At 38.0% G+C, this 25339-nt stretch carries 25 protein-coding genes and 1 pseudogene; 18 read left to right on the forward strand and 8 right to left on the reverse strand.

Annotated features, from left to right (window positions below; all coding sequences use genetic code 11):
* Positions 1 to 20 precede the first annotated feature (20 nt).
* Positions 21 to 983, forward strand: a complete 963-nt coding sequence (locus tag ACIQXV_RS14465) for an MBL fold metallo-hydrolase (RefSeq protein ID WP_402959917.1) — start codon at positions 21 to 23, stop codon at positions 981 to 983.
* 188 nt (positions 984 to 1171) lie between these two features.
* Positions 1172 to 1732 (forward strand): TetR/AcrR family transcriptional regulator, encoded by a 561-nt coding sequence (locus ACIQXV_RS14470; protein ID WP_402959918.1) that lies wholly within the window; start codon positions 1172 to 1174, stop codon positions 1730 to 1732.
* An 87-nt stretch (positions 1733 to 1819) separates the two neighbouring features.
* On the opposite strand, the pseudogene ACIQXV_RS14475 reads toward ACIQXV_RS14470, so the two are convergent.
* The 5 genes and pseudogenes from ACIQXV_RS14475 to ACIQXV_RS14495 form a co-directional block, all read right to left on the reverse strand.
* A pseudogene (locus ACIQXV_RS14475) lies at positions 1820 to 2071 on the reverse strand (MFS transporter); the annotation flags it as partial.
* A gap of 119 nt (positions 2072 to 2190) precedes the next feature.
* Positions 2191 to 2853, reverse strand: coding sequence for a DUF3995 domain-containing protein (locus ACIQXV_RS14480; protein WP_402959919.1), 663 nt, complete (start codon positions 2851 to 2853; stop codon positions 2191 to 2193).
* A gap of 188 nt (positions 2854 to 3041) precedes the next feature.
* The gene (locus tag ACIQXV_RS14485) at positions 3042 to 4382 is read right to left on the reverse strand and encodes a sensor histidine kinase (protein WP_402959920.1); all 1341 of its coding nucleotides are present in this window, start codon (positions 4380 to 4382) and stop codon (positions 3042 to 3044) included.
* Positions 4379 to 5053, reverse strand: a complete 675-nt coding sequence (locus tag ACIQXV_RS14490; protein ID WP_402959921.1) for a response regulator transcription factor — start codon at positions 5051 to 5053, stop codon at positions 4379 to 4381. The genes ACIQXV_RS14485 and ACIQXV_RS14490 overlap by 4 nt, the downstream gene beginning before the upstream one ends.
* 529 nt (positions 5054 to 5582) lie before the next feature.
* A complete protein-coding gene (locus ACIQXV_RS14495; RefSeq protein ID WP_402959922.1) occupies positions 5583 to 6512 on the reverse strand; it encodes a DsbA family protein in 930 nt (309 codons plus the stop codon).
* A 185-nt stretch (positions 6513 to 6697) separates the two neighbouring features.
* Here ACIQXV_RS14495 and ACIQXV_RS14500 point away from each other — a divergent pair, with 185 nt between their 5' ends.
* From ACIQXV_RS14500 to ACIQXV_RS14510, 3 genes are all read left to right on the forward strand, one after another.
* Positions 6698 to 7267: a TetR/AcrR family transcriptional regulator gene (locus tag ACIQXV_RS14500; protein ID WP_402959923.1), complete on the forward strand. Its 570-nt coding sequence runs from the start codon at positions 6698 to 6700 to the stop codon at positions 7265 to 7267.
* 147 nt (positions 7268 to 7414) lie between these two features.
* Positions 7415 to 8230 (forward strand): sugar-phosphatase, encoded by an 816-nt coding sequence (gene yidA / locus ACIQXV_RS14505; protein ID WP_402959924.1) that lies wholly within the window; start codon positions 7415 to 7417, stop codon positions 8228 to 8230.
* A gap of 415 nt (positions 8231 to 8645) precedes the next feature.
* Positions 8646 to 10040, forward strand: a complete 1395-nt coding sequence (locus ACIQXV_RS14510) for a purine-cytosine permease family protein (protein ID WP_402959925.1) — start codon at positions 8646 to 8648, stop codon at positions 10038 to 10040.
* A gap of 125 nt (positions 10041 to 10165) precedes the next feature.
* Here ACIQXV_RS14510 and ACIQXV_RS14515 read toward each other — a convergent pair whose 3' ends face one another.
* Positions 10166 to 11290 carry a cupin domain-containing protein gene (locus ACIQXV_RS14515; protein ID WP_402959926.1) on the reverse strand — a complete coding sequence of 375 codons (1125 nt, stop codon included), beginning with the start codon at positions 11288 to 11290 and terminating at the stop codon, positions 10166 to 10168.
* A gap of 79 nt (positions 11291 to 11369) precedes the next feature.
* Complete coding sequence (locus ACIQXV_RS14520; RefSeq protein ID WP_402959927.1) at positions 11370 to 12320, reverse strand: fumarylacetoacetate hydrolase family protein; 951 nt, start codon at positions 12318 to 12320, stop codon at positions 11370 to 11372.
* A gap of 315 nt (positions 12321 to 12635) precedes the next feature.
* On the opposite strand from ACIQXV_RS14520, the gene ACIQXV_RS14525 reads away from it, so the two are divergent.
* From ACIQXV_RS14525 to ACIQXV_RS14560, 8 genes are all read left to right on the forward strand, one after another.
* The gene (locus ACIQXV_RS14525; RefSeq protein ID WP_402959928.1) at positions 12636 to 13829 is read left to right on the forward strand and encodes an FAD-dependent monooxygenase; all 1194 of its coding nucleotides are present in this window, start codon (positions 12636 to 12638) and stop codon (positions 13827 to 13829) included.
* 79 nt (positions 13830 to 13908) lie between these two features.
* Complete coding sequence (locus ACIQXV_RS14530; RefSeq protein WP_402959929.1) at positions 13909 to 14403, forward strand: DinB family protein; 495 nt, start codon at positions 13909 to 13911, stop codon at positions 14401 to 14403.
* Between the two features lie 186 nt (positions 14404 to 14589).
* Positions 14590 to 15624, forward strand: coding sequence for an ABC transporter permease (locus tag ACIQXV_RS14535; RefSeq protein WP_402959930.1), 1035 nt, complete (start codon positions 14590 to 14592; stop codon positions 15622 to 15624).
* 1 nt (position 15625) lies between these two features.
* Positions 15626 to 16312 carry an ABC transporter ATP-binding protein gene (locus ACIQXV_RS14540; RefSeq protein ID WP_402959931.1) on the forward strand — a complete coding sequence of 229 codons (687 nt, stop codon included), beginning with the start codon at positions 15626 to 15628 and terminating at the stop codon, positions 16310 to 16312.
* A gap of 245 nt (positions 16313 to 16557) precedes the next feature.
* The gene (locus tag ACIQXV_RS14545; protein WP_402959932.1) at positions 16558 to 16953 is read left to right on the forward strand and encodes a VOC family protein; all 396 of its coding nucleotides are present in this window, start codon (positions 16558 to 16560) and stop codon (positions 16951 to 16953) included.
* 24 nt (positions 16954 to 16977) lie between these two features.
* On the forward strand, positions 16978 to 17349 hold the full coding sequence (locus ACIQXV_RS14550) for an MmcQ/YjbR family DNA-binding protein (RefSeq protein ID WP_402959933.1): 372 nt from the start codon (positions 16978 to 16980) through the stop codon (positions 17347 to 17349).
* A 669-nt stretch (positions 17350 to 18018) separates the two neighbouring features.
* Complete coding sequence (locus tag ACIQXV_RS14555; RefSeq protein ID WP_402959934.1) at positions 18019 to 18516, forward strand: YehS family protein; 498 nt, start codon at positions 18019 to 18021, stop codon at positions 18514 to 18516.
* A gap of 28 nt (positions 18517 to 18544) precedes the next feature.
* Positions 18545 to 19252 carry a M48 family metallopeptidase gene (locus tag ACIQXV_RS14560; protein WP_402959935.1) on the forward strand — a complete coding sequence of 236 codons (708 nt, stop codon included), beginning with the start codon at positions 18545 to 18547 and terminating at the stop codon, positions 19250 to 19252.
* Positions 19253 to 19370: 118 nt separating this feature from the next.
* On the opposite strand, the gene ACIQXV_RS14565 is transcribed toward ACIQXV_RS14560, so the two are convergent.
* Positions 19371 to 20723, reverse strand: a complete 1353-nt coding sequence (locus tag ACIQXV_RS14565; RefSeq protein WP_402959936.1) for a DUF4910 domain-containing protein — start codon at positions 20721 to 20723, stop codon at positions 19371 to 19373.
* Between the two features lie 287 nt (positions 20724 to 21010).
* Here ACIQXV_RS14565 and ACIQXV_RS14570 point away from each other — a divergent pair, with 287 nt between their 5' ends.
* The 5 genes from ACIQXV_RS14570 (at position 21011) to dmpG (ending at position 25102) form a co-directional block, all read left to right on the forward strand.
* Complete coding sequence (locus ACIQXV_RS14570) at positions 21011 to 21838, forward strand: GNAT family N-acetyltransferase (RefSeq protein ID WP_402959937.1); 828 nt, start codon at positions 21011 to 21013, stop codon at positions 21836 to 21838.
* A gap of 55 nt (positions 21839 to 21893) precedes the next feature.
* Positions 21894 to 22160: an iron-sulfur cluster biosynthesis family protein gene (locus tag ACIQXV_RS14575; RefSeq protein WP_402959938.1), complete on the forward strand. Its 267-nt coding sequence runs from the start codon at positions 21894 to 21896 to the stop codon at positions 22158 to 22160.
* A 186-nt stretch (positions 22161 to 22346) separates the two neighbouring features.
* Complete coding sequence (locus ACIQXV_RS14580) at positions 22347 to 23132, forward strand: IclR family transcriptional regulator (protein ID WP_402959939.1); 786 nt, start codon at positions 22347 to 22349, stop codon at positions 23130 to 23132.
* A 29-nt stretch (positions 23133 to 23161) separates the two neighbouring features.
* A complete protein-coding gene (locus tag ACIQXV_RS14585; RefSeq protein WP_402959940.1) occupies positions 23162 to 24049 on the forward strand; it encodes an acetaldehyde dehydrogenase (acetylating) in 888 nt (295 codons plus the stop codon).
* 24 nt (positions 24050 to 24073) lie between these two features.
* The gene (dmpG, locus tag ACIQXV_RS14590) at positions 24074 to 25102 is read left to right on the forward strand and encodes a 4-hydroxy-2-oxovalerate aldolase (protein WP_402959941.1); all 1029 of its coding nucleotides are present in this window, start codon (positions 24074 to 24076) and stop codon (positions 25100 to 25102) included.
* The last annotated feature ends 237 nt before the right edge of the window (positions 25103 to 25339 follow it).

Raw genomic sequence — 25339 nt, forward strand, 5'->3', positions numbered from 1 at the left:
TTATTTTAGGGGGGGATTTGTTGTTTAAAAAATATAATATGGAAGTATTTCCGTGTTTAGTTCCGGCCTCTAGCAAATTGAAAAGCTTTAATTTTTTCTTAGTTAAACATGAAAATACCTTGACGTTAATTGACGCTGGATTGAACACTGATGAGTGCTGGAATTCTTTACAAAAGACTTTAAAGGATAATGGTTACACGCTTACAGATATAACAGGGATTTACCTAACGCATCATCATGCAGACCACGTGGGTTTAGTCGACCGAATTGTATCCACTCATTCCATTCCCGTATACGCCCATCCTTATGCCATACGTATACTAAAAAGAGACACAGAATATATAAAAATGAGGGTGGAGTTTTTCAGAAAGCTATACCAAGAGATGGGATGTGGGGAAATTGGTGAGAAACAAGTAGCAAATTTTAATAATCCTATTATTCTAGGCAAGGATAAAAAGATCCATTGCGAAATCCAAGAAATGACCGACAACCAACTTGGCATTGATATTTTGGAAATCCCAGGGCATGCTCCAGACCAGGTGGCCTTTTATAATAAAGCGAGTAGGTGGCTATTTGCAGGCGATTTATTAATTGAACATATGACAAGCAGTGCCTTCATCGAACCAGATGTTGGTGGGACCCGTACAAAATCCCTTATGCAACAAAAGCAGTCATTAGAGAAATGTTTGTCATTGAATGCAGAACTTGTTTTTTCAGGTCACGGTAGGATCATAGAAAATCCTGTTGATTTATTTAAAGAAAGAATAAAAGAGATAGATGAAAAGGCCAATAAATATATAAACATCATTAAATCCGGAATTACAACTACAAGTGGAATTGCCCAATTACGGTATAAGGATAAGTATGAAAAGCAGTTTTTCACTATTATGTCTGAAGTTATTGGTTATTTAGATTATCTCGAATTTCAGGGGAAAATTAAAAAGGAAATGAAGAAAGGAATTTGGTATTATTCTTGCAATTAAGGTTTATAAGCCTTTGATCGATGAGGAAGAACCCGTTTCCGGCACTCCAAAACGGGTTCTTCCTCATTATAGGAACCGTATACACGACCCCGTTCAGGTAATTAAATATTGGAAAATCTTGAAATAGGGAAAGTCTTTTTGATAGAGTAATGGGAAGACCGGTCGGTTTTGAGGGGGTTAACTACAGAATGGATACAAAATCAATGATAATCGACATCACCACCACTCTTTTCCAACAAAAAGGATATAAGGGTGTAGGACTAAACGAAATATTAAAAGAATGTAACATTTCAAAAGGGTCTTTTTATCATCACTTTCCAAATGGAAAAGAAGAAGCACTCATTGCTTGTCTTCAGTCCATGAGTGATGCGGTTACTTCGGACATCGAGGATATTTTCAACCGATATCCAACTACTCAAGAAGCCACAAGGAAGATGATTGAAAAAGTAATAGGCATTTTTGAACGTGAAGGTACGATTACTAGTTGTACATTTATCAGCATCGTTAGCGAAATGGGATCATTAAGTGATCAAGTCCGAACTACCTGTGAGGACCTATATTTAAAGATGCAACGGATTTATTCGACTAAGTTAGTAGCTGATGGGTTTTCGAAAGAAACTGCTAATTCAATTGCTATCATGATGAATGCTTCTATTGAAGGTGGAATTATGCTTTGTTTAACACAAAAATCAATTGAACCATTAACAGTAATTTCAAATTTATTACCAAATCTATTGAAGAAGGTTTAATGAATGATGTTATTTTTTAAATAGAAGAAACTGGGGCACTGGGATCAGGCCCCATAGCCCGTTGCCTATTTCTGATCTAATAGTTTTTCAACTGCTTTTCCTCATTCCTTGATAAGCAGGAACCTGTAATTTACTTGTTGCAACAGTCCCTAAACGAATGGATACAATGATAGCAATAATCGCCAGAACGACAATCATGGAGACAACTCCGTACCATCCAAAATGGCTATAGAACGTACCGCTTGCTGTTCCTCCAATACTTGAACCTGCATAATAGAAAAACAAATATAAGGATGAGGCTTGTGCCTTATCATGAGTTGCTGCTTTTCCTACCCAGCTTTATGAATTATTGGCAAAAAAAGGCCGGCTCCCTATGCGTTACAGCAGTAGCAGTGGGGGTCCGGCCACATCTTGAACGAAATCAATTGTTAGAATCCATATGAAGAAATACACCCACTTTATGAGAGTTTAAAAATGATATAGAATACACAAAACACCGTTAGTAGAAAAACGGAAATGAGATAGATGACCATGCTCCGTCTAAATGCAAAGAGCGAGATGCCGGAAGCTTGCGCATAATGGGAAGCTGTTAACCCGGACAAAATGCCCATGATCACAAACCACGGCTCATAAAACAAAAGACTCCATAACGCCAGGCTCTGGACATCAAGTGAAATCCAACCAGTGAAATGAATGGTAATTACGTCTGCTAGAAGAAGGATTTTTGTAATAATCCCGCTGATTCCATGTGCAATTAAATAAGCAGTACAGGTAAGGGTAGGGATTAATAGTATTAGAGGGTGGATGTTTGTTCCGCCAATTAACGGCACCCACGCCGGGACTACCCTTCCCCATGGCTTGACAAGGGCAATTAAAATGAACCCACAAGTCATGATTAAAACGCCAGCAAAATAGCTTCCCATGTACACAGCTTTAGGATCTTCAAATTGTCCCGGAATACCTATAGTTCCACCGGCTGCTTGATAAAATCGGACGAAAACGGCATACATGACTGCCCAAATGCAACCGAGGTAAGTCGGCCAGACCGCATTCTTCGTCATTCGTTCAAAGGCATTCAACCTTTCCGTTTGAGCTTTCACATTGTTTGTTTTTTCGTTCATGTTCACATGATCCTCCTCATTTTAATCTTTCCCACAACTGGAACATCGACCACGCCGACGATAATAGTAATCATCCTTTCAATTTTATCAATTCAAAATCCCCACTTTCATCCTAATCAGCGAAGGTTAAAATGAAGGTGGGGTTTCGTTTAAATTTTGTTTAATTCGTGGTTTTCTTGTTCCATTTATTATTTTTGGTACAGATAAATTTGTGTACCCTTTGTTGAACTTGTTATTTTCCATCCTAATTGCATTTCCTGAAGCATTAGTGACACGATGGAGAGGCCGATGCCGGCCCCTTTTTTGTCTGTTGATACATCCAAACCAGGGCCTCTGTCTTCAATCATAATGGCTGTTTTCCCGTCATAATCTACAATTCGGACACCGACATACCGCCCAGATTTGGCGTGCCTCATCACGTTTTGTAAGAGATTATCTACGATGCGCATGAACCAATGGGGATCGATATTCCAGATCAATGCCTTTTCGGGCAGACGAACATCTACTTTAAAGCCCTCTTTCTCAAATACCGGATACCATCCCGCCATTGATTCACGAATGAAGCGAATAATATCTATTTCTTTTCTTTGCAATTTGTATTTTCCGGCTGATAATAGCGTGTAGGAAAGGAGATTTTCAAGCAGATGACTTAAGAGATCTACCTTGTCTTCAATTACATGAAGCGAATCTTTCCCTTTGGTCGACATGGGCTCTTTTTGTAATGAATAGGCATGCCCACGGATAGCTGTGAGAGGCGTTCGTAAGTCATGAGATATATTGGCAATCAGCTGTTTGCGCAGCGCTTCTTCTTCTTGTTCATGCTGCCTGCTTTTTGTCAGTTCATCGATCATATGATTAAACGCTTTGCCTAATTCACTTATTTCGTCTTTTTTATCGACAACGATCTTTTCGGGAATGCCATTTTCCGTCGTTTCAGTCATGGCGGTTTGGAGATGAACGAGCCGTTTACGTATCTTGAAGAAAAATAACCAAGAGACAAATAGAAAGAGACCAAATACGATAAAAGCATATATCGCCAAGAACTTGTCATCTATAAAGGAAAGGGTCGGAAGTTTTGTAACTGAGGGTGGTATTTGGAAAACCATAAATCCGTTGCTCTGGTCTCCGCCAATATAAGACACAAAGGTAATGGGATCCCCATCACTTTGATTCATAAACTCAATACTGTTCTCTAAGGTCCATTGAGCCGGAATATTCTTTTGTTCGGAAAGTACCAGTTTGGTTTTGCCCGCTCCGTCCACCCAGAACATCGAAGCGAGCGGATATTGTTCTTTTAATGTGTGAAGCTTCTTATCTACCTGTTCTGGAGTGGCTCCATCCAATTTTGCCGCTTCATGATGCCACATTTTCTTTAATTTGTTCGTATCAATATACTGAGCTTTCTGTTGAAGATCCGAGTCCAGAAGATAGGACGGTATGAAATAGGCAGGTAAAACAAAAGGCCATAAGATAAGTGCTACTATAATGATCAGTAAATATTTCGCCAACAGAGAATGTCGAAACCTCATTGCTTCACCCTATATCCGATTCCCCGGATTGTTTCAATAATTTGCGGCTGGCTCGGATTTCCCTCTATTTTTTCGCGTAAATGGCGAATATGTACCATCAACGTTTTATCCCCCGCTATATAGGGATTTTCCCATACCGCTTCGTAGATTTGTTCTTTTGTCAGAATTTTGTTTGGATGACGAAGCAAATAAGTGAAAATTTGAAATTGTTTTGCCGTTAGGACGATTTCATTATTCGATCTTGTATCGATAATACGGTTTTGATCTAAATATATGCTAAGATGTGAAAGTTGAATAAGTGGTGGCGAAATCTTTCCAAACCGTCTTAACAGCACTTCCACACGTGCCGCCAACTCCTCAGGATGAAATGGTTTCGTCACATAATCGTCGGCAAAATGAAGGCCTTGCAATTTATCGTCAATAGAGGTTCTAGCAGAAAGCATTAGAATCGGTGTCACAGGATATTCTTTTTTTAGCCGCTGGCCGATGGAGAATCCATCCAATCCAGGAAGCATAATGTCAAGGATTACAAGGTCAATCTCTTCCATTCGATCAAGTGCGCCATCCCCCGAGGTAAGCCAGATCACATGATAGCCACGCCTAGTTAAATCTTCGCTGACCCAAGTACCGATTTCCTTATCGTCTTCAATGTATAAAAGTTTATTTTTCATTTTCCCCACCCAATGGATTTTTTAATAAAGGATCAAGTAGACGATCATAACTCATACGTATTTAATAATCCATTCCACACTTAAGTTGGATTTTCCTTCCTTGAATGAAGGTCATCCTTATCAAAAAGCAGCGTAAAACCCCTAGCTTTAGTTATGGGGATACTCATAAAACTAAAACCATTAAAAAAGGTCAGCCAGAAATATCTGGTTGACCATAACATCGTGATGAAATCAAAATTGTAAGCCTTTAATCATAAAGTTTTACAGTTTTTTTATAATATAAGAATCTATAAGTTTTGGCTTAGAGAATTGTCTAGCTCCAACGCCCTAGCGGCTAGTGTCCTTCGCTCTCCGCCCTACGATAAGTCAACATCGAATCGCCTCCGGCTCTTCGTGTTTCCTTTATCTCAGTTGGAGCGCTCCAGGCCATACGCCGCTGACCAGGGCGCTTCCGCTTTTCTCATTTTACTGGACCTTTAGTAATCTCAGTGAGTTTAGAATTGATGGCAAAGATTGTTATTCTCCTCTGTTATTTTGTAGTGGTAAAATAGGATTCCCCTAGAATTTCCTTCATTTGATAACGATCTGGTGAAAGCTCTTTTTCAATAAAAGAGTTAAAATCTGATTGTTCAACATCGTACATTACTTCAATTTCTTTAGAAAATAGAAGTTTTTCTTTTTCAAGCAAGCTAGAAAGGGATGGCTGTTGTTTTGGTTTCAGTTCTTCCATATTTAGAACTTGTTTTAATCCGTCAATATAGTATTCAAACGGACGGCCACCAACAATTTTTACGCCTTTATTTTCTTCATTAATCATGATAATGGTAGGAAAGCCTCTGACACCTAAGCTTCTAGCTAGACCAAAATCTTCATTCAATAACTGTTGTCCGATCGGTTGTCCAGCTTCATTGACAATGGCTTCTCCATCAAGACCAAGTTTATTTACGATTTCAATCATAACGGATTGATCTGAAATATTTTGATTAAAGGCGAAAAGTGCTTCTCTTGCACGGCGCAAAAATTCATATGCGTTTTTCTCATTATGATTTTTTTGAATTACCTTAAATACACGAGAGGGTGGGTAGGAAGATTGAACTGGATTATCAATCATTAAAGTCCCATCAATTGGCATTCTTGAATATTCTCCAACTTCTCTCCAGTGACCTGCAACGTCGGCTGGTTTATAAATTCCGTTTGCAGGATCGATTGGTCCGTCATGCCATTTTTCCAGCAAACCACCCATAACCGTATGAAAGTTAAAATAATCTCCATACTGCTCTACAAAACGACGAAGAACAGGTTCAATTGCCCAACAATGTGAACAAATAGGATCAGTCACATAATAAAGATTAATCGATTTTTTTGGTTGATTAAAATCAATAACCTCGATTTCTTCCTCACCAGCTTCACCGCATACACCGGTTTCTAAATCACAAATCAAATTATTAATTTTTGTCAATTTCATTCCTCCTAAAAATGTGTATTACAGAGTAGGCTTATTAAATATCGCTTTGATTTTCAACAGTATTTGTTCTACAATCGTATTTTAGTACATAATGAAAACGACCAACACCAATAGTTCGTTGAATCTGTCGTTTATACAACACATTGAAGTGATTGTTTAAAAAGTAGGAGGGAATTTGATTGACTCAACCAAAGACGGATCCCCGAATTCTACGTACTCGGAAATTAATCATGGATTCTTTTATTGAACTTTCAGGTAAAAAAGAATTCAAAGATATTACCGTGAAGGATATTACAACAGAGGCTATGATTAATCGTGCAACATTCTATTATCATTTTGAAGATATTTATGACTTATTGGAAAAGGTATTATCTGAAGTATTATTGATTAATTTGAATGGTAATAGCTTCGACCAAAATGAACTAAATGAAGAATGGATAATTAGTATCTTCATAGCGATAACGAACTTTCATAGATCTTTATCCAATCGTTGTCATAGAGGATACGAAGAGACGATTGCCCGTATTATTAGGGAACAGCTCGAAATTATTTTTTACAAAATGTTGGTAAAACAAAATACAACTGAAGATGAGCAAGCTTTGAAGGTTATCTCTGTTATGTTAAGTTGGGGAATTTACGGAGCTTCTGTAGAATGGAGAAAAAGTAGTAAGACGATACCCCCTGAAGAATTTATCAAATCAACTATTCCTTATATAATGTCTGGAATCGATTTTGGGGCTAAAAACTAACAAGTATTTATGTTTTGGTGGAGCTGAAATCGAATATGAATGGGTGGCATGTTAAAAAAATGAATCGGCCATTTTAATTGAGTAAAGGTTTTATACCATTTTTAATAAAGCAATCATGATTATCTTGAAGGATTAGAGGGTGAAAGTTTGTATAAATTAGTGGCAATTGATGTAGATGGTACTCTGTTTAATGATCGGAAAGAAATCACGAAGGAAGTAAATGAGGCAATTCAATCCGCAAAAGCAAAAGGTGTGAAGGTGGTTGTTTGTACCGGGAGGCCAATTGTCGGGGCCCAGCCTATCATTGAGGAATTGAAATTAACGGATGAAAATGAATATGTGATTACCTTTAATGGTGCACTTGTGCAAAATACTCATACGAATGAAGTTATTTCTGAAATTTCTTTATCATACCAAGATTTAAAAGTGTTATATGAATTGAGTTTAAAGCTTGATTCACCAATGCATTTTTTTGATTCAAAAAATGTCTATACACCGAATAAAGACATTAGCCGATACACTGTTTATGAATCCCATATCAATCAAATCCCCCTTCATTATCGGACGATTGAGGAAATACCCGAAGACTTTTTGATTCCGAAGGTTATGTTTATTGATGAACCGGAACGTTTAAACAAAATCATTGCGAACATACCGGTTTCATTTAAGGAAAAATATACAATGGTCAAAAGTGCTCCGTACTTTTTAGAAATTCTTCATCCAAGCGTCAGTAAAGGGAATGCAGTCAAACAACTAGCGGAAAAACTTTCAATTAAAAGGGAAGAAGTGATTTGCATCGGCGATGGTGATAATGATTTAAGTATGGTGGAGTATGCCGGCTGCGGTGTAGCAATGGGCAATGCAGTACCAAGCGTAAAAAAAGTTGCTGAGTTTCAAACATTTTCTAATAATGAAAACGGGGTGGCAAATGCCATCGAAAAACTGATATTAAATAAAAAATAGAGACTTAGAAAAAGGTGAAAAGGGTTAGGCAACCGTTGCATTGCAGTGATGGTTGTCTGACCCTTTTTCGCACTGATATAACGGGGGACGTCACTGTTATTTGATTATGTAAACTAATTGTGATATACTATTTAAAGATAAACTCTTAATTATTCTGTTTTTTAGATTGAATTATCCTCCAGATTATCCTTAACTGCCTGAAATTTGCGGTTTATTCTCTCCGAAAAGTATAACCTAAATCTGATCGAAACGATCGAATGATTCTATAAAGTAGTGTTGATGAATCATTAAAAAAAATTCTAATTACCACATATGGATACTTCTCCATTTTGTTGAATTTTTATATCAGTATTGTGTATTTATAAATTGATAAAACAACATGTGAAAATATTCACAAAGAGAAAGGGATGATAAAATGAGAACTGGTCAAAAAGCAGATCTCAAAGCAAAAGAGGAGATGAAGGATGATTATTCATACGATAGGGTACCAATAGAAAAAAGAAATATGGGCTGGTTTAGTATTACAAATATTACTTTTGGAATTGCAACGGCCATTTTTTACTTTCAAATGGGAAGTGTAATGGCACTTCAATTCGGGGCAGTTAACGCAATCATTTCAGCTATTTATGCAATCATTGTTGCTGGAATCCTTGGAACAATCATTGCCTATTTGTCGGCTAAATCTGGTATGAATGTAAATTTATTATCTAGAGGTGGATTTGGATATATAGGCGCTTCATTAACCTCGTTCATTTATGCATCAAACTTTATCATGTATTGTGCATTTGAAGGCATGATATTAGTTGCTGCTATACATGCATTTTTCCCCATCATACCAGTATGGCTTTTAATCATCATCTTTGGTTCAATTGTTATACCTTTAAATTGGTTTGGTATAAAACAATTAGATAAATTGCAAAAATGGTCATTGCCAATATTCGGTGTTTTTTTAATCACGACTATAATAGTCGCATTCAATAAAACTTCAATTTACGAAGGAAGCTTTTGGACGTATTTGCCTGAGGGAGTTCAAACGGGCGGGACAGCTTTATTGCTCTGTATAGGGATGCAGCACGGCATAATGGGTTTAACAGCACTTCTTGCTTCAGATTATGCACGATTTCTTAAACCAAAGGACATTAAAATAGGGTCATTCATGATCGGATTTGTCCCACAAATTTTCTGCTTTGGTGTTATGGGTGGGCTTGGTATATGGTTTGGTGTTCGCCTAGGAGAGTCCAACCCGGGTGTTTACATTGTATCACTCCTTGGCCTCGGTGGAGTTCTGTTTACCTTGTTAACTCAAATAAGAATTAATATTACCAATATATATAGTGCTTCACTTTCGCTTTCTAATTTTTTTGAGAATGTTTTTAAATTTAAACCAGGCAGACGATTTTGGATTGTTGTGGCGGGGGTAATATCCATGGCCTTGATGCTTGGCGGTATACTGGATCATTTAGATACTGCCATGACGTTCCAAGGGGTTTTTCTTTTGACTTGGGCTGCAATTTTGGTTACTGATGCCTTAGTAGTGAAAAAAATAATGAAGATTGGCCCTGGTTATTATGAGGCAAGGCAGGAGAATTTGTATAAATGGAATCCTGTTGGAGTTGTACCCTTAATCGCTGCAAGTGTTTTAGGTACAATCGCTGCATTAGGATATATGGGTACATTCTTACAAAGTACGGCTGCCTTTTTTGCAGCAATTCTAGCTTCAATCCTTACTGTAGTTTTCGCTGTTTTAACAAAAGGAAAATATTACAATAAAGCTGATGATTTACCGGAAAAAGAATACATCGCATCATAGGTTTTTGGTTATTTTAAGGGTCAAAAGTAAATCTAAAAGAAAAGCGCTTGGAATTAACCAACCGCTTTAGATAGTATTTTGCTAGTTATACTCTTATTTAATATTGTAAAAAGATGCCCACTATATTAACGGAAGTCCGCTTTAAATTCACCAGTAATTTTTTGGTGGCCGTTATTTTCTTCAAACGATTGCTCTTGTTCTAAGTCGAAACGGTCCATAATAGGTAAATCGTTTACTGAGAATAGGTAAGAGTCTTCTGATGCGGAGTGTTCATACCAAGCCCAGTTTGGAACAACGAAGTAATCGCCTTTTTTCCAATCGAAACGAATACCATTAATTACGGTGTTACCTGAACCTTTGTGTACTTGGTAAACCGTTGAGTGTGTATGGCGTAATGCTTTTGTTTTGAAACCATGTGGCAAATGCTGCATTCTAGTACCAAGCGTCGGGTTGGCAGATTTACCTGTAGATGGGTTAATGTACTCTACTGCATATCCATGGTGTGGATTTGGATCGAATTCCATCAAGCCTTTAATTCCTTCTACAGTGCGATCCCATTTATAATTGGCAAGTGGTGCAACTGTGAATTTATCATCACCAACAGGACGAACCATGCCGCCACGATAACGCCTTTCTGTAAAGTTGTCTGGGATATCTGGCTGTTGTAAACCATCTTCATAAGATTCAAAGAATGTACCGCCGATTGCGTAAATAGTAGGGATATCTAAAGCATCCATCCAATACATAGGCTCTGTACCTAAATGTGCATGCCCATGCCATAAGCCCTTTGGAGTAATTAAAAAGTCGCCTTCTTCCATGAAAATACGCTCACCCTGTACGATCGTGTAAGCACCTGAACCTTCAGAAATGAAGCGCAATGCACTTTGTGAGTGACGGTGAGATGGCGCTTTTTCACCAGGCAATAACATTTGCACAGCTGCATAAATCGTTTGAGTAGTAGATCCCCATCCCCAAGGTTCACGATAAGTTAAGCCAGGATTTTGGAAATAAATTGCACGACGTTCACCACCACGTTCTGGTGTGAAGATTTGAGCTGCCTCAGCCATTTTCTTTTTGATTAATTCATCGCTCCAAAGATATGCTTGTGCTTGAGGCTTTGGTGTTTTGTGCATAATTGTAGGAATTGCTTCCCAAAGAGGTCCTAAGTTGTATTGTTGAATATCTTTTGTGTAATCGGTTACAATAGAGCTTTTCATAAACTCTTGAACTTCTGGATTTACTTCAGCCATTTCACATTCCCCTTTACTTTTCAAAGTATAGTGAAAAGGGGAGTAGCGTATTTGCTACTTGACCCCTTGCTTCTCCTAATTAAACAGTGGCTATGACTTCTGTTGCCTTTACTTTATTTTCAAGAACACCAATTTGGTCAATCTCAATACGAACTACGTCTCCATCTCTTAAGAACTGCTGAGGATTCATAGCAAATCCCACGCCCCCAGGAGTTCCTGTTAAGACAACATCTCCTGGCTCGAGCGTCATTAAATTTGATAAGAAAGCGACTAATTTTTGAACTGAGAATACTAGATTGGCAGTATTCGTTTTTTGACGTACTACACCATTTACTTTTAGGACAACATCTAAGCCAGATGGATTTTGTAATTCATCGGAAGTTACTAAATATGGTCCCATTGGTGCACTGCCATCAACTGTTTTCCCTTGTAACCATTGAATAGTGCGTCGTTGAATATCTCGATAGGTTACGTCATTTGTAATGGTATAACCTGCTACATAGTCTAATGCATCTTCCTCGGAAACATTACGAGCTTGCTTGCCAACAACGAAAGTGAACTCTGCTTCATAGTCGAGTTTGTCGGAAATTGGATAGTGCGGAATATCGTCTTCTGGCCCTAAAATGGTATTGGCGAATTTTGCAAAAATAACTGGGTTTGGTGGGAGTTCACGACCCATTTCTAAAATATGCTCGCGGTAGTTGTGGCCCACACAAATAATTTTTCCTGGACGCCCGACAGGTGCTTCTACCTTAACTTCCTCACGATTGTAAATCACTTTTTTATCAAAGCTTTCAGGATTAGCTAAAATGAAATCGATTGCATTTTGCGCGAGAATCAGCGATTCTTTACCACCTTGGTATAACTCATCTGTATTATCTGGCACATATGCATTTGCAATTGCTTCGTATCGGTATTTTCCTTCTGCTTTTAACTGTGCTTGGCAGGCATAGTTTAAGTCGATTACTTTGTTATCAACGATTGCCCCTGCACGTGTATGCCCAGCGACAGTAAAATTAATAAGTTTCATTGTTACCCTCCTCAATTTCACTAATTATGGATATAGTTCACTATTTATAAAAATATTAATTGGTTTTTAAAAAATTGTCAATGTTATTTGTTTTCAGAAAAAGTAAAATCCCTTTCATTATTTCATTTCAGTTGTCATAATAATCAGCTTATTTTCAGTTGATTTTGGATATTGTAGCAGAAAAACGATTAAAAGAAATTTCAAAATTTTTTAACTTTTATATTGACGTATAAGTAAAAAATGATTTAAAGTTTACTTATCAGGAACATTGTTCACTATTTGTAGAAGATGATCATTCATTTGGGGGGTTTTTCAATGACTAATGTAAGCGATATTATTATAGTAGGTGGAGGGATCGGTGGTTTAGCAGCAGCTCTATCAATCCAAGAAACTGGTAAATCAATAACAATTTTTGAGCAAGCACCTGAATTTGGGGAAGTAGGTGCTGGTATTCAGTTAGCGCCAAACGCATTAGAAGTTTTAGACCGTTTAGGTGTAAAGGAAGAAATTTTAAAATATGCGGTATTACCAAAACGTCTTGTACTAAAAGATGTTTATACTGCAAAAGAATTAGCAACTCTTGATTTAGGGGAAGGCTTCCAAAAAGAATTCGGTCAGCCCTATATCGTATTGCATCGCTCTGACTTACACAGAGTTCTTTATGAAGCATGTCAAAAACGCAGTAATATCCAATTTTTTACAAACCAAACGATTCAAACTGCAGAACAAAATGGTGATACTGTAACAATTGTCAATCAAAATGGTGAAACGTTTAGTGCAGAAGCAGTTATTGGAGCGGATGGGGTAAAATCAAACATGCGTAAGTTGCTGATTAAGGATAAACCAGTTAACTCTGCGTATGTAGCTTACCGTGGAACGATTCCAATTGAAGAAGTGTCTACTAACTCAAACTTAGACTTAGATGACGTAATCATGTGGATAGGACCAAACCTACACTTAGTACAATATCCTGTTCGTCGTGGAGAACTTTACAATCAAGTAGTAGTATTTAAATCATATGATGCTACTGTTGAAGACTGGGGAACACCGGAAGAACTTACACGTCGTTTTGAAAATAGCCATCCAAAAGTGCAAAACGCTTTAACTTTCATTAACCGTCAATTCCGTTGGCAAATGTATGACCGTGAACCAATCGACAATTGGACAAAAGGCAACATTACGCTATTAGGAGATTCTGGTCATGCGATGCTTCAATATTTAGCTCAAGGCGGCGTTCAAGCACTCGAAGATGGGTTTGTATTAGGTGAGAAATTAAAAGAACATAATTCTTACGAAGAAGCATTTAAAGCATACCAAGAAATTCGAATCCCACGCTCTGCAATGGTACAATCATCGGCACGTAGATGGGGCGAAATTATTCACGCGGAGGATCCAACTACACTTTCACTTCGCAACTTTATTTTCGAACATCACAAACCAACTGATTACAATGTTGTTGATTTCCTATATGGCTATTTCAAAAAAAATTACCAACATGTAGATTGCTAATTTACAAAAACGCGTTAGAGCTAACTCTAACGCACTTTTTAAATTTATGAATCATGTGATATGAAGGAGAGCATAAACTATGACAACAGCAGTACTGAATGAAAAATTGGAATTGTTTAAAAAGAGTATAGATGATATTGTAGCGGTATTGAAAAATACTGAAGAGGCGGCGCTTTTAATGAAACCTTCTGAACAAGAATGGTCAGCAATGCAAATTGTTTCTCATATTTTAGAAGCTGTAGACTTTTGGGTTGCAGATTTGGAAGCCTTGCTAGTTGTTCCAGGGGCAAAATGGGGGCGTAATCATGAACATGTGCGTCGATTAGCTGCAGTAAATGCAAACGTTGTCTCTCAAATTAATAAGGATGAGGCCATAACTGGACTACAAAACTTAGTCCCAAAAGTAAATTCAGCACTTGTAAAAGTTAAAGAAGAGGATTTAGTAAAAACAGCTCCAAGCTATAATCCAAACTTTGACGGAAAACCGTTATCATTTTTAGTCGACCATTTAATCGTTCAGCACGTAGTGGGTCATTACGGGCAAATTGTACGTCATTTAGAAAAAGTTCAATAAACATGAATACCAGGTTGGCAGGTTGCTCTCAGTTTAATAATTTTATGACTCTAATCCTCACCTTATTTTTTTTAGGTGGGGATTATTTCATGCTTAGATAACTTTTTAAATGTAATAACCTGTTCATCTTCCATTCATATAACGATTATAAACTAAGGATGTCGAAAAGAGATGGGAGGAATAAAGATGAATATTGCATGGAAAGAAATGAAGAAAAATAAAATGAGGTTTGTTATTTTAGGTTCAATCGTTTTTCTCGTTAGTTTATTAACGTTTATTATATCCGGTTTAGCAAATGGGCTATCTCAAGACAATGCAGCACTAATTAAAGATTTACCAAACGGACAATTCTATATGACCAAAGATGCAGAGGAAACCTATAATCTCTCAAGAATAAATAAAAGCACTCAAGATAAAATATTGCAAAAAAAGAAAGATGCTGTAGCATTTTCCATTCAAATGGGATTTATTAATGATCGTGCTGAAAAGCAACGTAGTGTCGCCTTTGTTACGTCGACCGATTCAACGTATTTTCAAAAGGTTAACAAAGGGGAAATTGTACTGGATCGTTCAATGGAGGATGAAGGTATAAAAGTTGGAGATACCTTAACGAATAATCAATATAGTGGCAAGTTTATCGTAAAAGGCTTTGCGGACCAGAGTAAGTACAGCCATGCTCCTGTTGCTTATATCAGCAGGGAAGACTATAAAGAAATTTATCGTGTCAATGAAATGCAATTGATTTTTGTACCAGGAGGGGATTCAGCACAGTCATCAGCTGGATTACAATCCTTTTCGAAAAAACAGTTCCTTAATACTATTTCAAGTTATAAAGCGGAACAGATGTCCCTAAATATGATTGTTTGGTTTTTAGTTGTGATCAGCGGTATGTTGTTTGCTATCTTTTTCTACATGATGAATGTTCAAAAAATTGGTCTATACGGAATTCTAAAAGCTATTGGGTTAAAAACAAGTGCTTTGTTCAAAATGATGTGGACGCAGATGGTTTTTATTACGGTCATTGCACTTGGTCTATCAGTTGCACTCAGTCAAGTTTTTAATTGGCTCGCCCCTAAAGGAATGCCTTTTAGTTTAACGCCTGAGACAACAGTACAATTATCCATAGTTTTCCTAATAATCGGGTTTGTTGGGGCAACGCTTTCCGGTATGCAAATAAAAAAAGTAGAACCATTACAAGCAATCCAACAAGGAGAGGTTTAATATGACAATGTTTACAATAGATGATGTTAGAAAAACCTTTACGAATGGTGATGTAAAAGAAGAAATACTAAAAGGAATAAACCTTTCTCTTAAAGAAGGAGAGGTAACAGCATTAGTGGGTGCCTCCGGCTCTGGTAAAAGTACACTCCTTACCATTGCTGCAGGACTTCAACCCGCGTCAAATGGGCAAGTAATATTCGATGGGAATAATATGACAACCATGAATTCTGAACAAGTTCGAAAAATTCGAGCCAGTAAATTTGGTTTTGTCTTTCAATTCGCCCATCTCGTTCCTTTTCTCACAGTAGAAGAGCAGCTTATGTTAATGCTGGACGTATCTGAATCTAAAATAAAGAAACGTGAACAAAAAAGGGAAATTGATAAAATATTAAACTTAGTGGGAATGGATCATCGGAAAAAGGCCTATCCATCCTCGTTATCCGGCGGGGAAAAACAGCGGGTTGCCATTGCTCGTGCCATTATCCATCAACCTAAAGTTCTCTTTGCAGATGAACCAACTGCAAGTTTAGATTCAAAAAGGTCTAAAGATGTTATGTCATTAATTCAGTATTTAACTAAAACATTGAACATTACAACACTAATGGTCACCCATGATGAGGAAATGCTTTCTTACGCAGACCATGTCATTAAAATGAGCGATGGACTGGTTTTGCAGAGTGAAAATTGAAATTGATAATGCATGTTGAAGCGGTCGCGAAGACTGAATTGAAAAACTTTTCATATAGTTGAAAAGGAACTAGGCCCATATAGAAAGAATACTTACATTATAAATACTCCTTTTGAAATTACTTAATCGAAATAAAAAGGGGAGATCTTATCAAGTGGTAGAGGATTTTCCATTTGTGCTGCTGGGTGAGAATACACTTGAAGATTTATGGCAATAGTTATTCTATGAAAATTTAGGAGGTAATTATGGGTAGATTAGTTCATTTTGAAATTCATGTGAATGACATGGAACGGGCTAAGAAGTTTTACGGAGAGGTATTTGGATGGTCATTTCAAGATTGGAGTGAGTATGCAGGAATGCCTTACTTTGGAGCAGTGACTGGTGATGAAAGTGAACTTGGAATCAATGGTGCTTTGATGCAGCGTCAAAGTGCTCCGCCAGAAACAAACCAAGCATTAAATGCATTTGCTTGTACAATGGGAGTGGGAGATTACGATTTAACGGAAGCAAAAATTATTGAGAATGGCGGCAAGGTTGCAATGGCAAAATACGCCTTGCCCGGAATGGCTTGGCAAGGATACTATATTGATACCGAAGGGAATATCTTTGGGATTCATCAACCGGATCAGAATGCAAAATAGTTTCCAAGATAGGTGAAGAAAAACATGAAATCACAAGATACGGCAGGTATGCTTGAAAATGTGCGCAATATCTGCCTTGCACTGCCAGAAGCTGCTGAACATATTGATGGTTTCGGTCACAATACTTTTAAGGTTAATGGGAAATCATTCGTGATATCAGGTGAAAGCGATAAAGGATTTAGCATGTCATTTAAGTCAGACCGGGAAACTCAAGAAATATTGCTACAAAAAGGGCATTTTTTCAAAACACCATATATAGGGCATCACGGCTGGGTTTCTATCCAAAATCCAGCTGGTGAAGACTGGAATGAATTGACCGATCTCATCCAAGAAGCCTATTTACGTGCTGCACCAAAGCGCTTGGTTAAGCAATGGAGCGAGTTGCATAAAAAATAAAGAAAGGCCAATTGGCCTTTCTTTATTTTTTATGTTCTTTCAGCTTTACAGTTACCAGCTGACAAAATAACGACCTCTGGGGGGGAGTGACCACCTAAAACTTAAAATGGTTTTATCAGAAAAATGTCGAGCGAATTTCGACATTCTTTTTTTAAAATTTCCTGGGAAAAATCAAATGGTAAATGGATTTTCCTTGTTTTTAATCAAACGTTTAATTGAAAGGGAAATATAGGTGTTCTTGTCGAAGAATGAAGCATTAGCCAAGAGGGGCTGTTATTCGCCATGACATTTGAATGAAAGGAGGAAACCTACCCCTATTTTCGACATCATTTTCTTTTACCTTATGGGATCATCCCTTTATTCATAAGCTTTGCTGTCTATTTAATCAAACATTTGATTAGTTTATTTTTTACTAACCAATCGTTTGATTAAAAATGTAAATTACCTTGGTATAATGGTTTATTTTTACTTATACCACTAAGAAATTTGTTGGAAAATGGATGCAATAAAAAGTGACCATCCCAGAATGAAATAGTTCTATCGGGTTTCTCAATTAGGCTGACATTGTGTTACAATCTTATCTAGTCAAAACGATTAAAGGAAGAATCAAATGAGATGCCTTTTGCTCAAGCGGTCAGGCACAAGTTTTAAAAAGTTGGAGGTTTATGGATGGATAATAACGATATTTTAATTCGATTGAGATATGCGCTAGAAATAAAAAATAAAGAAATGGCTGAGATATTTAAACTTGGCGGCATGGAAGTATCCGTGCCAGAGGTGATCAAGATTCTTACAAAATCAGATGATGATGAAGTGGAGAATGACGATCAAATAAAATGTAATAACAGCATGTTAGATTCATTTTTAAATGGTTTTATTATTTTTAAAAGAGGAAAACAAGAGCCCAAACCAGGACAGCCTGATACGCCAGAACCATCAATAAAGAAAAGCGCAAACGTTAATAATCTCCTGTTAAAGAAAGTAAAAATTGCACTAGCATTAACGACTGAAGATATGCTTGATTTATTCGAAGAAGCAGGAATCACGGTAACAAAAGGAGAACTCGGCGCTTTGTTACGGAAAGAAGGGCATAAGAATTATAAGGAGTGCGGCGATAAATTTGCCAGAAACTTCTTAAAAGGACTAGCTATCAAATACAGGGGATAACGGCATTAAAGGATCTACAGGTGAAGAGATGATACATACCTACTCAGGTAAGACCATACGTTTTGAGATAAAATACAAAAACCGAGCCTCAATAGGAATTACGATAGATAGCTATGGAAATGTTGAAGTCCAGGCTCCGAAAGGGACACCCAATGAAAGGGTGCTCCAGTTAGTAGAGGAAAAATGGGATCTTATTCAGCAAAAATTAAATGAAATGATGGATAGGCTGCAAGGGCCACAGGAAAAGGTTTATGAGCATGGGGAGGGCTTTCTTTATTTAGGAAACACCTATCCCATACAGATCTTTCAAGACCAAAATATCGAGCAGGACCATGTGGTGTTTGAGGGGGAAAAGTTACTTTTATATGTAAAACTGCTTGAGGATGAAAAAATAAAACAAGCATTAAAACGTTTTTATTATCAGCGGTGTAAAGCATTAGTAGAGAAAAGTATCTCCTCCCATCAAAGCAATTTTAAAACCAAACCACGTTCTATTCGTATCTCGGATAGTAAAACGACATGGGGAACCTGTGATTCAAAGCTGCAGCTAACATTTAATTGGAGACTGGCAATGGCACCACGTGAGGTAATTGACTATGTAGTCATTCATGAAATGTGCCACATGGTCCATCTGAATCACGATCGCTCCTTCTGGCGCCTTGTTGGAAAAATAATGCCTGATTATATCGAAAAGGAAAACTGGTTGGCTTTATCAAACTGGAAAATGACAGTTTAGCAGTCCACGGATATAAGTCGAAAATATACAAAGGTTTATTCACCTTTATATATTTCCGGCTTATTTATATAATAGTAAACATTCCTAAAACTAGAATATGTACTATTTTTCCAAATGGCTATTTTCTGATTAGGCTGTATACAGAGGCTCCAACTAAGTCGCCAGCTTCTTTCAGACGCTCTAGGCTGATATGCTCAATCTTGTCAAGTGGAGTATGATAATAAGGCTCTAAGTTCGCAGTTCCTGGCTCGCGACGAATAAAGTTAACAGCAGGGATACCTGCATCATGGAACGAAACGTGATCAGAAGATCCCCGTTGGTATAGCACCAGTTGGGATGGTGTCCCGATTCTTTGCGCTGTTGCCAGTGCAGTATCCGTCACGATGTTTGCCTTCCCGTCAAGTGTATTCATATAAATCGCTGTGGCATTTTCCCATGCCGTTCCGACCATATCCATATTGAAATTTGCGATGCTGCGCCCTACTTCCTCCTGACTTAACTGACTTACATAGTATTCTGAACCGACTAAGCCAATCTCTTCTGCTCCAACAAAAACAAATCGTAATTCCTTATCAATAGGATAACTCTTTAAAACATTTGCCAATTCCAAAGCAACAGCAGTTCCTGAAGCATTATCGTTTGCTCCTGCCGCGAACGGAACACTGTCAATATGAGCGGATACGTGTACGATGTCGTGATTTTTACCTTTATTAGGGGCTCTAGTGGCAATGATGTTTTGTGATTTCGCATTTTCAATTCGGTTCACATTCAGCGTCACCGTTTTACTCTGTGCCGCTACATCCTGTAGCAAAGCTTCACCACTCACTTTTGATATGCCACCCACCGGTACCGGTACGTTGCCTCCAATGGAAGGATTTAATGGACCTGGCTGATTGATATTATCATAAATTAACACTCCTATAGCCCCTGCCGCTACTGCGTTGTCCACTTTCTCTTTAAAGGTTATTTCTCCCCTAGAGATAAGGGCGATCTTGCCAGTGGCTTCCACAGTAAAATCTGTCACTTTCCCTAATCCAGCATTAAAAAGTTTAGCAGTAACTCCCTCATTTGGTGTAGCAGCGGATCCGGCGGGGATATTAACTAACACCTCATTATGATCACTTGTGTGTAAATGGCCAATCATTTTGTCAGGAACGCTGAATTCTTGCGTCTCTACCTTATAGCCATAGGATAAAAGGCGTTCTTTTATGTATTCGGCAGCCCTCTCTTCCCCCTCTGTTCCGGTAACACGGGGGCCAATGGTTTCAGAAAAAAAGTGGATATCCTTATAAATTCGTTCAGCACTGATTCTTGCAATTACCTTCTGGTCGAAAGCTTTTGTACTAGGGTCAGCTAAATTCTGTGCTGCAGCTTTCACCTGAGAAGTGAGATTCACAGGAGCAAAATACAAACCTGAAGTTACTAGCATCATAGATAGCATAATGGAATAGTGTTTTTTTCTTTTTTTCAAAATGATTACCCCCTTGAGTTTGAGTTCTTCGAATGTATTCGCTTACAATTCGTGTAATCCTTTTCTTTTTGAAAAAATGAATCTATTAAACTATTCGCTTAGTTAAATTGAAGTTCCCTTTGGTACTTAAGGACCGTTTGTTTTTTTTAGGTAAAGTAACAATTGCGCAGGTCTTTAGGCTGCTGGAAGGGGGCTTTGGATCAAATTTATAAAAATGATTTTCGAAAAAAAGGAATGACGAGGGATTAACGCGAATAGTTTTAAAGGATTATGAAAGGGTGAATTGGATGTTAACAGGGAAACAATTGAATGACATAAAAGCACTTCAGGAGGTTTGCGAAAATGAGGGAGGATTTCAGCTGAAGCTGAATTTTGATATGCTTAAAAACCGGGAAGAAAATAATAAGGAAGACTTCTTTCATTATGAAGATGAGCGACTTGTTGGGTTCCTTGGAAGCTATGGGTTTGGAAATAAAGTCGAGCTTTGCGGAATGGTACACCCGGATTATAGAAGAAGAGGAATTTTTTCTAGATTGCTGCAAATGGGACTTGTGGAGGCGGAGAATCAAAATAGGAAGACGGTTTTGCTAAATGCTCCAACAGATTCACAATCAGCAAAGGCGTTTTTAAAAAATATTCCGTGTACATTTTCAGTTGCGGAATATCAAATGAAATGGCAGAAAACTGAGTTGATCGAGGACCCGGCTGTAACGCTTAGACCGTCTTTTTCAAATGATGATAGGGAAGCGGAAATACAACTCGAAGTCTTAGGCTTTGGTTTGAATGAAAGTGAAGCACGGGAGATGAACCAGAGGATTAGGGAGATTAGCAGTGATCAAAGGTTGATTATTGAAGCAAATGGAATAACGGCCGGGAAAATGCGCGTTTCCGAAACGAATGGGGAAGCGTGGATTTATGGTTTTGCTATTTTTCCTGAACTCCGCGGGAAAGGGATCGGGAGGAAAGCTCTATCAAAGGTGGTAAAAATGGAGGATCAAAAAGGGCTGCCGATTTTTCTTGAGGTGGAGGCTAAAAATGCTCATGCACTTGGACTCTATGAATCATGCGGATTTAGAAGCTACCATTCCCAAGATTATTATGAATATCTAAAATAGGTGTTTTAATCCGTATAATATCGAAAGAATGGTAAATATAAAAAGGGATGATCACATGTTTATTGTAACAAGTGCGGCAAAGGAAGAACTTCAAAACAGATTGAACTCAACGGATGATCGGTTTATCCGCTTGCAAATGCGGAAAAGTTGTTTCATGAAAGTAAGATTAACGTTGGAAGAATCGATTCAGCCAAATGACACTGAAGTAATTTTGAATGAAATGCATTTTATCATTGATAAACGTGAGTATCATTATTTTAATCAGAAAACATTAGACTTTTTACCGGACACAACAGGTTTTAAACAATTTGAGATTATTTAGTCTAATGAATTGCGAAAATAAATGAATAGAAATGCAAATATTTAGGTGAGCCTGATTTCCAAAAATGGAAGCGGGCTCATTTTTTATTTTTTGATTATTGACACAATTACAAACGCGATGTACGATAAGAATGTTAGTAATATTTACGAATGCCATTCGACAATGCCGAACAAGAGGAGGATGGTTGTGGCAGAACGTTTCATTCAATCGGTTGAAAGAGCAGCCGATATTCTTGAATTATTTTTGAAGTCAAAACCGGAACTAAGTATTAAAGAAATTAGCCAGGAACTAAATCTTTCCAAAAGCACTGTTCACGGTATTATCAAGACGTTGGAGCATAGAGGGTACCTGCAGCAAGATCCGGAAGATTTGAAGTATAAGCTGGGGCTTAAACTTTTTGAACTAGGAAATTTCATCGGGAAGAATCTTGATATTGGCAATATAGCAAGGCCTATTATCAGAGATTTAGTAGATGAACTAAATGAAACCGTTCACTTAGTTACACGACAGCGTGATGAACTTTTTTACATTGAAAAGGTAGAAGGAGCTAGAACCCTTACTATCTACTCTCATGTTGGAAAAAGAGCCCCTTTCCATTGTACGGGCGTAGGGAAAGCCATTCTTGCCTACTTAGATGAAAATGAGGCTGAAAGAATTTTATCATCCAAAACGTTGGAATCGTTTACGAAGTATACGGTGACAAATAAAGAAGAGATTAAACATCATTTACCTTCCATACGTGAAAACGGCTATGCAGTCGATGATGAGGAGATCGAGTTAGGGCTTAAATGCATTGCTGCACCTATCTTTAATTATCAAGGGAATGTAATCGCTTCAATCAGCTGTGCCGCTCCAAAAATAAGGCTAGACGAAAACCGTCTTCCTAAAGTGATTGAGGGAATTAAGCGGGCAGCAGCCGAAATCTCAAGTTGCTTAGGCTATAAAAATCATCAGCACCTAGAAATGAAATAAATAGTTTAAAAAATAGGAGGAGAAATAAGGTGGAAAAAGTAAAAGTTGCGATCCTTGGATCAGGGAATATTGGGACAGATTTAATGATCAAATTAGGGCGTTCTGAATTGTTAGGACTGACTGCTGTCATTGGGATTGATCCGCAATCTGACGGGTTACGCCGCGCCAGGGAATTAGGGTATGCAGGGGTTGATACGGGGATTGATGGATTTTTGGCAGACCCGGAATTAAAAGCAGACATCGTATTTGATGCCACCTCTGCAAAAGCACATCTCTATAATGCAAAAGTGTTAAAAGAAGCAGGAATAAAGGTGATTGATATGACTCCTGCGGCGATAGGACCTTTAGTTTGTGCGGCCGTAAACATTGATGAGCATTTAGATAAGGATAATATCAATCTCATTACTTGCGGTGGTCAGGCAACCATTCCGATGGTCCATGCTGTTAATCGGGTAGCTCCAGTTGAATATGCTGAAATCGTAGCTACCATTTCAAGTAAGAGTGCTGGTCCTGGTACAAGAGCAAATATCGATGAGTTTACAGAAACTACTTCACGTGCAATTGAAGTAGTTGGCGGTGCAAAAAAAGGAAAAGCGATAATTATCTTAAATCCTGCTGAACCGCCAATCCTCATGCGAGACACCGTTTATACGCTTGTCGAGGAAGGGAAAATGGATGAGGAAGCGATTAAAAAATCAATAAGTGAAATGGAGAAAGTGGTTCAATCCTATGTTCCGGGTTATCGGGTTCGCACGGAACCAATATTTGACGGAAATAAAGTAACCATCTTCCTTGAAGTAGAAGGAGCGGGTGATTACCTGCCTGTATATGCAGGTAACCTTGATATTATGACATCCGCTGGTGTAAAAATAGCCGAAGCGTTTGCGAAAAAACTTTTATTGAAAGAAACAGTTTAAGCTGTAGAAAGGGGTAAATAAACAATGACAAATGAAAGAGATATCCTCATTACTGAGGTAGCGTTACGAGACGGAAGCCATGCGATTAATCATCAATTTACGGTAGACCAAGTACTGAACATAACAAAAGCATTGAATGATGCAAATGTTCCTTATATCGAAGTCTCACATGGAGACGGTTTAGCAGGTTCCTCCTTGCAATACGGTCTTTCGCGGACAAATGAATTGGAGTTAATTGAAGCAGCGGTTTCTGTTGCAGACAAGTCTAAAATTGCTGTTCTTCTATTACCGGGAATCGGTACATTGCACGAATTAAAAGAAGCGGCAAACTTAGGGGCAAAAATGGCACGTATTGCGACACATGTAACCGAAGCAGACGTGGCGCCGCAGCATATTGCTTATGCAAAAGAGTTAGGCATGGAAACAGTTGGTTTCTTAATGATGAACCATATGGCTCCAGTGGGAAAACTTGTTGAACAGGCAAAATTAATGGAAAGCTATGGTGCTGATTCCGTTTATGTAGTCGATTCAGCTGGTTATCTTCTACCAGATCAGGTTCGTGAACGAATCCGTGCCCTTAAGCAATCCGTAGGGATTAATGTCGGCTTCCACGGGCATAACAATTTATCGCTTGCTATGGCGAACACGCTTGCAGCGATTGAAGAAGGTGCGACACGTATTGACGGTAGTACACGCTGTTTAGGAGCCGGTGCCGGTAATACGCAGACAGAAGTATTAATTGCTGTTTGTGAACGGATGGGAATTAAAACAGGAGTAGATTTATATAAAATGATGGATTTAGCAGAAGATATTGTTGCACCGATTTTGCAAGTACCGCAAGAAATTACAAAAGATAGCTTAACACTAGGTTATGCGGGAGTATACTCAAGCTTTGCCCTTCATGCAAAACGAGCAGCGAAGAAATTTGGCGTTGATTCCCGTGATATTTTAGTAGAATTAGGAAAACGGAAAGTGGTTGGCGGTCAAGAGGATATGATCGTGGAAGTGGCTGCAGAAATTGCGAAGGAAAAGAACAAGGTAGTGTTAGGTTAAAAAGCCGCCTATTAGACTGCATCAGGCATAGAAGATTAAAAATATATTATATTATGAGATTGATTTGAAATGAAACATTAGACAACTAAGATGTGGTGGAAGTGAGAAATAACAGTGTTTACTTCCATCCAACAAACTACTGCGAACGCATAGCTTACTTGCAAAAGTCCTGCTTTTCAACAAATGGAGAAGCAGGACTTTTTGTTTATAAATCTATTTTTGATAAATAGTACTTTT

Origin of the sequence: Neobacillus sp. NPDC097160, assembly GCF_044762155.1 — a bacterium.
Classification (GTDB): domain Bacteria; phylum Bacillota; class Bacilli; order Bacillales; family Cytobacillaceae; genus Neobacillus.